Source organism: Pseudomonas sp. AK181 (assembly GCF_051122975.1).
GTDB lineage: Bacteria > Pseudomonadota > Gammaproteobacteria > Pseudomonadales > Pseudomonadaceae > Aquipseudomonas > Aquipseudomonas lactis.
In genome coordinates this window covers 5,595,553-5,605,795 of record NZ_CP146348.1, presented here as the reverse complement: position 1 = coordinate 5,605,795, position 10,243 = coordinate 5,595,553, and the positions used below count along the sequence as shown (strand labels likewise).

The window sequence follows — 10,243 nt, the reverse complement described above, 5'->3', positions numbered from 1 at the left end:
CATTGGTCGTTTGAAGTCAAATTTTGTTGCTTGCCCTTTCTCAAAGGCCTTTTGGTGCGGCCTAACTGGCTAAGCCTGAATTTGCTAAGGCAGCCCATACATTTAATCCTTAGCTTAGCGTAGGGATTGCTGACACTTACTGCGGTCATTAAAAAGCCGGCTTGTGGCCGGCTTCTCGGGGACTGCCTCAGCTTGTTTTTGACAAACCTCACCAGCCTTCAAATCGCTCAGCCCACATTGCGTCAGGCTGAATAGTAGGGGCATCCGCGGGAACTCCTCCGCTTCGCCGGCAGGGAATCAGCTAAAAGCGACCCCTGCCAAATGTGCGGCGCATGATACCCACATTCACTTCAGTTGCCCACCTCCGGTTCCGATTTAGAGCCTTCCCAGCCCAGTAGGTGTTCATCCAGGGGCACCGGTGGGCGGCGGTTGTTTAGGGTGGACCACCAGAATACCCAGCCGACGATTTTGAAGCTTTGTTCGAAGCGTTCCTCGTGGTTGAGGTATTCGTCCGGGTGTTCGCTGGCGTTGTGGCTGCGCATGCGCAGGCCGCCGCCAGGGCGGTTGTAGAGGTATTTGATGCGCAGCATGCCGTCGTGTTCGACGGCGTAGATTTCGCCGTCGATGATTTGGGTGCGGCCTCGGTCGATGGCGAGGGTGGCGCCTTGTTGGATGATGTCGATCATGCTGTTGTCGACCATGTAGGCGCCTACGGCGCGCTCGGGGTTGACGTTGAGTGTTTCCAGGCTGTGCAGGGAGACGCGGATGCGTTCGGTTGAGGTGAAGGTGGGGTGGAGGGGGATCTCCACGTCGGTTTTTTCCGGGCGGCAGGCGGGGCCTGTGAGGTATTTGCCTGTGTCTTCGCGGGCGGTTGCAATCCTTGCGGTGGGGCCTTCCAACAGGTAGTTGGCGGGCGGGTGTTTGGGGCCTTTGCCGTCGCTTAACCAGCGACTTGAGACGCACAGCAACTCTGCGATCTCGTTGAGTCGGCCCATGGGGACGCCGCGTTTGAACCAGTTGTTCACGTGCTGAGGCGTGACGCCGCGGTTCTTGGCGAAGTCGGAGGCGGAAAGATGAACTTCCCGTAGTAGCGCTTTTAAACGATCACCTGATGTATTCATAAACGCAGAGTTTACTGGCCGGAAAGTCTAATCAAATAAACCATGCGTTGATTTGCTGTTGTAGGATTTGGCTTAGTTGTGGCTGGATCTTTCAGGTGTGCAACTTAGTTAAACGCTGCAAATAAACATTGAACTTGATGTTTAATCCGGCCCATAAAAAAGCCCCGAATTAACGGGGCTTTTTAATTGCCGTGGCAATGAGGCGCGGGTATCAGCCTTTGTAGGCGGCAACCGACTTCATGATCTCGGCGCGGGCGGCGTCTGCGTTGCCCCAACCGTCGATCTTCACCCATTTGCCTTTTTCGAGGTCTTTGTAGTTCTCGAAGAAGTGCTTGATCTGTTCCAGCAGCAGTGGCGGCAGGTCGGTGTATTCCTTCACGTCCACGTACAGCTGGGACAGCTTGTCGTGTGGTACTGCGATGACTTTGGCATCGCCGCCGCCGTCGTCGGTCATGTTCAGGATGCCGACTGGGCGCGCGCGGATAACCGAGCCTGGGGTGACCGGGTAAGGGGTCACCACCAGCACGTCGAGGGGGTCACCGTCGTCAGCCAGGGTGTTGGGGATAAAACCGTAGTTGGCCGGGTAAAACATCGGGGTGGCCATGAAACGGTCAACGAACAGGCAGTCGCTGTCTTTGTCGATTTCGTATTTGATCGGCGCGTGGTTGGCCGGAATTTCGATGGCGACGTAGATGTCGTTCGGCAGGTCTTTGCCAGCCGGAATCTTGCTGTAGCTCATTGGGCGTTGCCCCCGTTAGTTGGCCATATGACATGGCCGGATTGGCCTAAAAGTGGCGGCGATTATAGGCATATTCTGACGCCGATGCCATGCGCCAAGCGTCGTACGGTCATTCGCCCTGTGGCGAGTAGCGCGGGTCGCAGGCTTGCAGTTGAGTCAGGCGGGCCAGGGGATCCTGGCGATAAAAGCGGCTGAGTTGGGCGTACACCTGTGGATAACTATTGACCAGTAAATCCGGGGCGCTGAAGAAATATTCACTGGTGACGGCAAAGAATTCCGCCGGGTTTTCCGCAGCGTAAGGGTCTATTTCGGTCTCGGCGTCCGGGTTGGCGTCCAGTTGGCGGTTGAGGTCGTCGAAGGCACCTTGCATGACGCTGGCCCATTCCTGCACGCGCATGTCGTGGTGCAGCGGTGGCAGGCCGTTGGCGTCGCCGTTGAGCATGTCCAGCTTGTGCGCCAGTTCGTGGATGACCAGGTTGTAGCCTTCCCATTGGCCGCTGGCGAGCACGCCGGGCCAGGCGAGGATCACCGGGCCCTGTTGCCAGGCTTCGCCGCTGTGTTCGCCGTCCCACTCGTGTTCGACGCCGCTGGCATCGCGATGGCGTTGTGGGCTGAGGAAGTCGTCGGGGTACAGCACGATCTCATGAAAGCCTTGGTACCAGTCGAGGTCGCCCAGGTTCATCAGCGGCAGTTGCGCCTGGGCGGCGAGCAGCAGGCGTTGTTCCTGGTGCAGTTCGACGCCGGGCAGGGCGGTGAGGTGTTTTTCGCTGAGGAATACCACGCAGGCTTCGCGCAGCCACTGGTCTTGCTCCGGCGTGATGCCGTCGAGGAAGGTCAGGTGGTGGCGCACCCGTTGCCAGGTGTCATCGGCAATCGGGTGCTTGGCCAGCAGGCGCCGGCGACGCCAGGCGCTGAAGGACCACACGGGCGGTCAGTGCGGGTTGGCTTCGGAGGACGTGCGGCCAAAGCGGCTGCGCACCACGCCAATAATCATCGGCACCAGGGACAGCAGGATGATGAACACCACCAGCAGCGACAGGTTCTTCTTGATAAAAGGCACGTTGCCGAAGAAGTAACCCAAGGTCACCAGGCCGCCGACCCACAGGATGGTGCCCAGTACGCTGAAGCCGAAGAAGCGCGGATACGGCATCTTGGCCACGCCCGCGACGAACGGCGCAAAGGTACGCAGGATCGGCAGGAAGCGCGCCAGGGTCACAGTTTTGCCGCCGTGCTTGTCGTAGAAATCGTGGGTTTTTTGCAGGTAGTCGCGGCGGAAGATTTTCGAGTTCGGGTTGCTGAACAAGCGCTCGCCCGCCGTTCGTCCGATCACGTAGTTGGTGCTGTCGCCGAGGATGGCCGCCAGCATCAGCAGGCCGGCCAGCAAGACTGGGTCCATACCGCCGCCGGCCGCTACGGCACCGGCGATAAACAGCAAGGAGTCGCCCGGCAGGAAGGGCATGACCACCAGGCCGGTTTCGCAAAAAATCACCAGGAACAGAATGGCGTAGATCCACGGACCGTAATTGGTTACCAGCATGTCGAGGTAAACGTCGAGATGCAGGATAAGGTCGAGCGGGTTGAAATCCATGGATGGCACCTGTGTGAATAGCCCGACTCAGCGGGCTTGTGCGGAAGCTCAGGCAATAAGGCTACAAGTAATTGTCGCGGTTCTTACAACCCTGAAAGGTCGGCATTATACGGATTGAGAGGTGAAAAGCGTGTGGCTTTTGTAGCGGGGAGTGTCGCGAAATTGTGAAGGGGTTGGGCTTCGCCTGAGTCGCCGGATCAAGTGTGGGAGCTGGCTTGCCTGCGATGGCCATTGGTATCTACACAACACTGTAACGCTCAACGGTAACCACGATGCGAAGCGAGTCGCTCTTGATCTTGCTCTTGATCTGCTTGTGATCTTAAGCGCCCCGTTAAACCACGCTGGCCGGAATTCGACAGGGATTTGGGGGGTAAACCGGCAGGGATGCCGGTTTAGCCGCCCCGCGCCATGGATGGCGCGTGGCGGCGGCCCCCCAAATCACTGGCGGATTACGGGCACACCGAGCCTGGGCGAGGTGCCGAGTGGTGGGGCAAGAGCGCTTTGCTTACTTTCGCGCTTTTCGAAAGTGAGCCGCCGTCAGGGCGGAACCCTAGGTGGCCGTTACCGCAGGAATGGATATGTACACAATCCAACTGTGTTGACTGTCAGGCCGTCTTCGCAGGCAAGCCAGCTCCCACAAGGATATTGCGGTGTCTGGCTTACCGGTTTTCAGTCTTCGTTGATCGGCAACACGTAGTTTTTGAATTCGGTGTCTTCGCGAAACCCAATCGACTCATAGGTCTTCTGCGCCACGTCGTTATCGCTGCTGGTCGATACCCGCAACCGCACCGCGTGGGTGTCCTTGGCCATTTTCTTGGCTGTGCGCATCAGGTTGTCGGCCACCAGTTGCCGACGCGCATCCTCGGCCACATAGATGTCGTTGAGGATCCACACCCGCTTGAGCGACAGCGAAGAAAAACTCGGGTACAGCTGGCAAAACCCCAGCAGCCGCTTGTCATCATCGTCGGCCAGGGCCAGGTAGATCACCGACTCCTTGCGCCGCAGGCGCTTTTCCAGAAAGGCCCGTGACGAATCCGGGAACGGCAGGGCCCCGTAGAACTCGCGGTATTTGACGAACAACGGGGTCAACAGGTCCAGGTGTTCCAGGGTCGCTTGAGTAATCCGCATGCCAGGCCTCAACTTCCAAATGGGGTATGACCACACGAGCGGCCGTGACTCGATGCTGCCTAATGACGCCAAAAAGCGCAATCGTGCCGCTATCGGTCATCCGCCGGGCTGAGCAGGAAATTGCCCTTCATCAGGTCCGGGTCGTCGGATTCGAGGGTCTGAACCTGCGCCTCATCCTTGAGATTGACCCCCGACAACTGCCGGCGACACGCTTCGCGCATCAAGTACAGCAGGCGATGGGCCGCCATGCCATAACTCAAGCCCTCCAGCCGCACATTGGAGATGCAGTTGCGATAGGCATCGGTGAGGCCGACCTTGGGGTTGTAGGTGAAATACAGGCCCAGGCTGTCCGGCGAGCTGAGCCCTGGGCGTTCGCCGATGAGGATCACCACCATCTTGGCACCGAGCAGTTGGCCGATCTCATCGGCCACCGCCACGCGGCCTTGCTCCACCAGAATCACCGGTGACAAGGACCAGCCTTCGGCGTGGGTCTGTTCTTCCAGGCGTGCCAGAAACGGCGCCGTGTGTTTATGCACCGCCAGTGCCGACAGGCCATCGGCCACCACGATGGCCAAATCCACACCACCAGGCTGGGCCGAAGCGTAGTCGCGCAGGGTTTGCGCCGACTCATCACTCAGGCGTCGCCCCAGGTCCGGGCGTTGCAAGTACATATGTCGGTCTGTGGCGGCGCTGTGCACCAACAGGCTGTCTCGGCCACGTTCGGCCAATTGGCGGCTGAGGCCGGTGTGATCGAAGGGCAGGTGCACCGCGTCCCGCGCCTGGGCGTGGGCAAACTGGAAGTCCAGTTGGGCGCTGGTGGGAATGCTGGTACCGGTGCGGCCCAAGGCAATACGCGCCGGGGTGAGGCGGCGCAGTTCCAGCCACGGGTTGTCAGGCAATTCTGGTTGCACAGTCGGCTCCTTCATCCCAATTGCGCCAAGGCGTGGCGGAAGGCCGGTGGCAGGCTGTTGCCAAAGTGCACCTTGCCATCAGCCTGCGTGAAGATGCCCATTTTCGCCAGCCACTGCTCGAACTCCGGTGCCGGTTTTAAACCCAATGTTTGCCGGGCGTACAGGGCGTCGTGAAACGAGGTGGTCTGGTAGTTGAGCATGATGTCGTCGGAGCCGGGGATGCCCATGATGAAGTTGATGCCGGCCACGCCGAGCAGGGTCAGCAGGGTGTCCATGTCGTCCTGGTCAGCTTCGGCGTGGTTGGTGTAGCAGATGTCGCACCCCATGGGCACGCCGAGCAGCTTGCCGCAGAAGTGGTCTTCAAGGCCCGCGCGGATAATCTGCTTGCCGTTGTACAGGTACTCCGGGCCGATAAAGCCGACCACGGTGTTCACCAGAAACGGCTTGAAGTGCCGCGCCACAGCGTAGGCACGGGTTTCACAAGTTTGCTGGTCGACGCCAAAGTGCGCATTGGCCGACAAGGCGCTGCCCTGGCCGGTTTCGAAGTACATCAGGTTCTGGCCCAGGGTGCCGCGCTTGAGGCTCAAGCCCGCGTCATAACCTTCTTGCAGCACGTTCAGGTTGATCCCGAAACTGGCATTGGCCGCTTCGGTACCGGCAATCGACTGAAACACCAGGTCCAGCGGTACGCCACGGTTGATCGCTTCGATGGAGGTGGTGACGTGGGTCAGCACGCAGGCCTGGGTGGGGATTTCATAGCGTTGGATGATCGCGTCGAGCATCTCCAGCATGGCGCAGATCGAGGCGATGCTGTCGGTGGCCGGGTTGATGCCAATCATGGCATCGCCGTTGCCGTACAGCAGGCCGTCGAGGATGCTCGCGGCGATGCCGGCCGGTTCATCGGTAGGGTGGTTGGGCTGCAAGCGCGTGGACAAGCGCCCGCGCAGGCCCAAGGTGCCGCGAAACTGGGTGACCACGCGGATCTTCTGTGCGACCAATATGAGATCTTGCACGCGCATGATCTTGGACACGGCCGCGGCCATTTCCGGTGTCAGCCCTGGCGCCAAGGCGCGTAGGGTATGTTCATCGGCCGCGTCGCTGAGCAGCCAGTCGCGCAGGCCGCCGACGGTGAGGTGGCTGACCGCGGCAAACGCCTGCTTATCGTGGGTGTCGATGATCAGCCGGGTGACTTCATCGCTTTCATAAGGAATCAATGCTTCCTGCAGGAAGTGCTTGAGCGGGATATTTGCCAGCGCCATCTGCGCCGCCACACGTTCGCCGTCATTCTGCGCGGCGACACCGGCGAGGAAGTCCCCGGAGCGTGAGGGGCTGGCCTTGGCCATCACGTCCTTGAGGCTGTCGAAGCGGTAGGTTTGAGCACCCACCGCGTGGGAAAAGCTTGCCATACAGTGTCTCCTTGATGACGCGGGCCTGCTGTGTGCAAGGCGCCGCGTCGAGGTTTTCGGCAGTTAGTGCAGGGCGGCCTCTGCGGCCTGGATCGCCGCGAATTCCTCTTCCGGCGTGCCTGCTACCAAGTGATGCCGGCTGTAGAAAGCAAAGTAAGCAATTAATACTCCATAGATGATCGCCGCGCCAATCACCACGCGCGGGTCCACCAGAAAGCCCGCCACCACGGCCACGCAAGCCAGCACCAGTGCCACGCCTGAGGTGAAGATGCCACCCGGCGTGCGGTATGGCCGCTCCATTTTAGGGCGACGGATGCGCAGGGTGATGTGGGCGGCCATCATCAATACGTAGGAAATCGTGGCGCCAAACACCGCCACCAGAATCAACAAGTCACCCTGGCCGGTCAGCGACAGGCCAAACCCGATGATCCCCGGGATCACCAGGGCCAAAACCGGCGCCTTGCTCTTGTTGGTCTCGGACAATTTGCGCGGCAGGTAACCGGCACGGGACAAGGCAAAGATCTGCCGCGAATAGGCGTAGATAATCGAGAAAAAGCTCGCGATCAAACCCGCCAGGCCGACCAGGTTGACGAAGCTGCCCATCCAGGTGGAACCGCCATAGGACAACGCCAGCGCTTCAACCAGCGGGTTGCCGGATTTGATCAGCGCGTAAGTCCCCGCACCGCCCGGCGCAATCACCAGGATCAACAGGGCAAAACTGGTCAGCACCACAATCGCGCCAATCAGCCCGCGCGGCAGGTCGCGCTTGGGGTTCTTGGTTTCTTCAGCGGCCAGCGGCACGCCTTCCACCGCCAGGAAAAACCAGATGGCATAAGGGATCGCGGCCCACACGCCGACGTAGCCGAACGGCAGGAAGCTGCTGGCGCCCTTGGCCTCGGTCACGGGTATATCCAGCAGATTAGCGACGTTGAAGTGCGGCACCATCGACACCAGGAACACGCCCAAGGCAATCGCGGCGACGGCGGTGATCACGAACATCAACTTCAAGGCTTCACCCACACCAAAAATGTGGATGCCGATAAAGATGATGTAGAACGCCAGGTAGATCATCCAGCCGCCAATGCCGAACAGCGACTCGCAATAGGCGCCGATAAACACCGCGATGGCGGCGGGCGCGATGGCGTATTCGATAAGGATGGCAGTGCCGGTGAGGAACCCGCCCCAGGGGCCAAAGGCGCTGCGGGCAAAACCGTAGCCACCGCCAGCAGTGGGGATCATGGAAGACAATTCGGCCAGGGAAAAGCACATGCACAGGTACATGGTGGCCATCAGCAAAGTAGCGAGGAACATACCGCCCCAACCGCCCTGGGCCAGGCCGAAGTTCCAGCCGGCGTAGTCTCCGGAAATAACATAGGCGACGCCCAGGCCAACCAGTAATACCCAGCCGGCGGCGCCTTTTTTCAGTTCGCGTTGTTGAAAGTAATCGGTGCCGACTTTTTCAAAGTCGACAGAAGAACCAGTGGGTTCGCTAGGCATGGGAAGTACCTTCCATTCTTATTGTTTTTGACTCGGCATCTGTGTGCCGAACGAGGTAGCAATTGCGTGTGATATCAAATGTGGGAGCTGGCTTGCCTGAGATAGCGGCCTGTCTGCTACCCCTTATTTGGCTGATACACGCCGGTAATGTAGGAGCGAGCTTGCTCGCGAAAAACTTGCGAGCGCCTCGGGGAGTCAGGCTGCTCGCGTTATCGTTAACGTTCTTCGCGAGCAAGCTCGCTCCTACAGTGACGGTTGTTGCTTGTGTGGGGTTAGAAAAAACCCAGCGGATTAATGTCGTAGCTCACCAGCAAGTTCTTGGTCTGCTGGTAGTGATCCAACATCATCTTGTGGGTTTCACGGCCCACGCCAGACTTCTTGTAACCGCCAAACGCGGCATGCGCCGGGTACAGGTGGTAGCAGTTGGTCCATACACGGCCGGCCTTGATCGCCCGGCCCATGCGGTAGGCGCGGTTGATGTCGCGGGTCCACAGGCCTGCGCCCAGGCCGAACTCGGTGTCATTGGCAATCGCCAGGGCTTCGGCTTCGTCCTTGAAGGTGGTGATGCTCACCACCGGCCCGAAGATTTCTTCCTGGAACACGCGCATGTCATTGGTGCCCTTGAGCAGGGTCGGCTGGATGTAATAGCCGGTGGCCAGGTCGCCCGTGAGCTTCTCGACCTTGCCGCCGGTTAGCAGTTGCGCGCCTTCGCCTTTGGCGATTTCCAGGTAGGACAGGATCTTGTCGAACTGCTGCTCGGACGCCTGGGCGCCGACCATGGTGTCGGTGTCCAGCGGGTCGCCACGCTTGATCGACTCGACCTTTTTCATCACCACTTTCATGAAGTCGTCGTAGATCGACTCTTCCACCAGCGCACGGGAAGGGCAGGTGCACACTTCGCCCTGGTTGAAGAACGCCAGCACCAGGCCTTCGGCGGCTTTTTCGATAAATGCAGGTTCCGCTTTCATGATGTCGGCGAAGAAGATGTTCGGCGACTTGCCGCCCAGCTCAACCGTGGACGGAATGATGTTCTCGGCCGCCGCATGCATGATGTGCGAGCCCACAGGCGTTGAGCCGGTAAAGGCGATCTTGGCAATGCGCTTGCTGGTGGCGAGGGCTTCGCCGGCTTCTTTGCCAAAACCGTGCACCACGTTCAGCACGCCTGGCGGCAGCAGGTCGCCAATCAGTTCCATCAGCACGCTGATGCCCAGCGGCGTTTGCTCGGCGGGTTTGAGCACCACGCAGTTGCCGGCGGCCAGGGCTGGTGCGAGTTTCCACGCGGCCATCAGCAGCGGGAAGTTCCACGGGATGATCTGGCCGACCACGCCCAGCGGCTCGTGGAAGTGGTAGGCGGCGGTGAGTTCGTTGATTTCGGCGCTGCTGCCTTCCTGGGCGCGGATGCAGCCAGCGAAGTAGCGGAAGTGGTCGGCGGCCAGGGGGATGTCGGCGTTGAGGGTTTCGCGCACGGCCTTGCCGTTGTCCCAGGTTTCGGTGATGGCCAGCAGTTCGAGGTTTTGCTCGATGCGGTCGGCGATTTTCAGCAGCACCAGCGAGCGATCCTGGGCCGAGGTTTTGCCCCAGGCATCGGCGGCTGCGTGGGCGGCGTCCAACGCCTTGTCGATGTCTTTGGCGGTGGAGCGCGGGAAGTCGGCAATCGGCTTGCCGTTGACCGGCGAGGTGTTGGAGAAATAGTTGCCATCGACGGGCGCCACGAACTCGCCGCCGATGTAGTTGCCGTACTTGGCCTTGAACGAAACGATGGCGCCTTCAGTACCGGGGTGTGCATAACGCATGGTGGGCATCTCCTGCTTTTATGTTTATTGGAGTACAGCGCGGCAAGCGCGTTATAAAGC

9 protein-coding genes are annotated in these 10,243 nt (G+C 59.9%); all 9 read right to left on the bottom strand.

Annotated features, from left to right (window positions below):
* Positions 1–350: 350 nt before the first annotated feature.
* The 9 genes from V8689_RS25610 to exaC all read right to left on the bottom strand — a co-directional run bounded on the left by V8689_RS25610 (position 351) and on the right by exaC (position 10,183).
* Positions 351–1,121 carry a LexA family transcriptional regulator gene (locus V8689_RS25610; RefSeq protein ID WP_056791911.1) on the bottom strand — a complete coding sequence of 257 codons (771 nt, stop codon included), beginning with the start codon at positions 1,119–1,121 and terminating at the stop codon, positions 351–353.
* 211 nt (positions 1,122–1,332) lie between these two features.
* The gene (ppa, locus tag V8689_RS25605) at positions 1,333–1,860 is read right to left on the bottom strand and encodes an inorganic diphosphatase (protein ID WP_003176323.1); all 528 of its coding nucleotides are present in this window, start codon (positions 1,858–1,860) and stop codon (positions 1,333–1,335) included.
* 109 nt (positions 1,861–1,969) lie between these two features.
* Positions 1,970–2,785: a zinc-dependent peptidase gene (locus V8689_RS25600; RefSeq protein WP_056791913.1), complete on the bottom strand. Its 816-nt coding sequence runs from the start codon at positions 2,783–2,785 to the stop codon at positions 1,970–1,972.
* Between the two features lie 6 nt (positions 2,786–2,791).
* Positions 2,792–3,448, bottom strand: coding sequence for a DedA family protein (locus V8689_RS25595; RefSeq protein ID WP_003194521.1), 657 nt, complete (start codon positions 3,446–3,448; stop codon positions 2,792–2,794).
* A 669-nt stretch (positions 3,449–4,117) separates the two neighbouring features.
* The gene (locus tag V8689_RS25590) at positions 4,118–4,576 is read right to left on the bottom strand and encodes a GNAT family N-acetyltransferase (RefSeq protein WP_014720105.1); all 459 of its coding nucleotides are present in this window, start codon (positions 4,574–4,576) and stop codon (positions 4,118–4,120) included.
* A gap of 89 nt (positions 4,577–4,665) precedes the next feature.
* Entirely contained in the window at positions 4,666–5,502 is an 837-nt protein-coding gene (eutC, locus tag V8689_RS25585; RefSeq protein WP_056791915.1) for an ethanolamine ammonia-lyase subunit EutC, read from the bottom strand.
* Positions 5,499–6,893 (bottom strand): ethanolamine ammonia-lyase subunit EutB, encoded by a 1,395-nt coding sequence (locus tag V8689_RS25580; protein WP_056791917.1) that lies wholly within the window; start codon positions 6,891–6,893, stop codon positions 5,499–5,501. The genes eutC and V8689_RS25580 overlap by 4 nt, the downstream gene beginning before the upstream one ends.
* 63 nt (positions 6,894–6,956) lie before the next feature.
* Positions 6,957–8,390, bottom strand: a complete 1,434-nt coding sequence (gene eat / locus V8689_RS25575) for an ethanolamine permease (protein WP_003194515.1) — start codon at positions 8,388–8,390, stop codon at positions 6,957–6,959.
* A 272-nt stretch (positions 8,391–8,662) separates the two neighbouring features.
* Positions 8,663–10,183: an acetaldehyde dehydrogenase ExaC gene (exaC, locus tag V8689_RS25570; protein WP_005791797.1), complete on the bottom strand. Its 1,521-nt coding sequence runs from the start codon at positions 10,181–10,183 to the stop codon at positions 8,663–8,665.
* Positions 10,184–10,243: the final 60 nt, after the last annotated feature.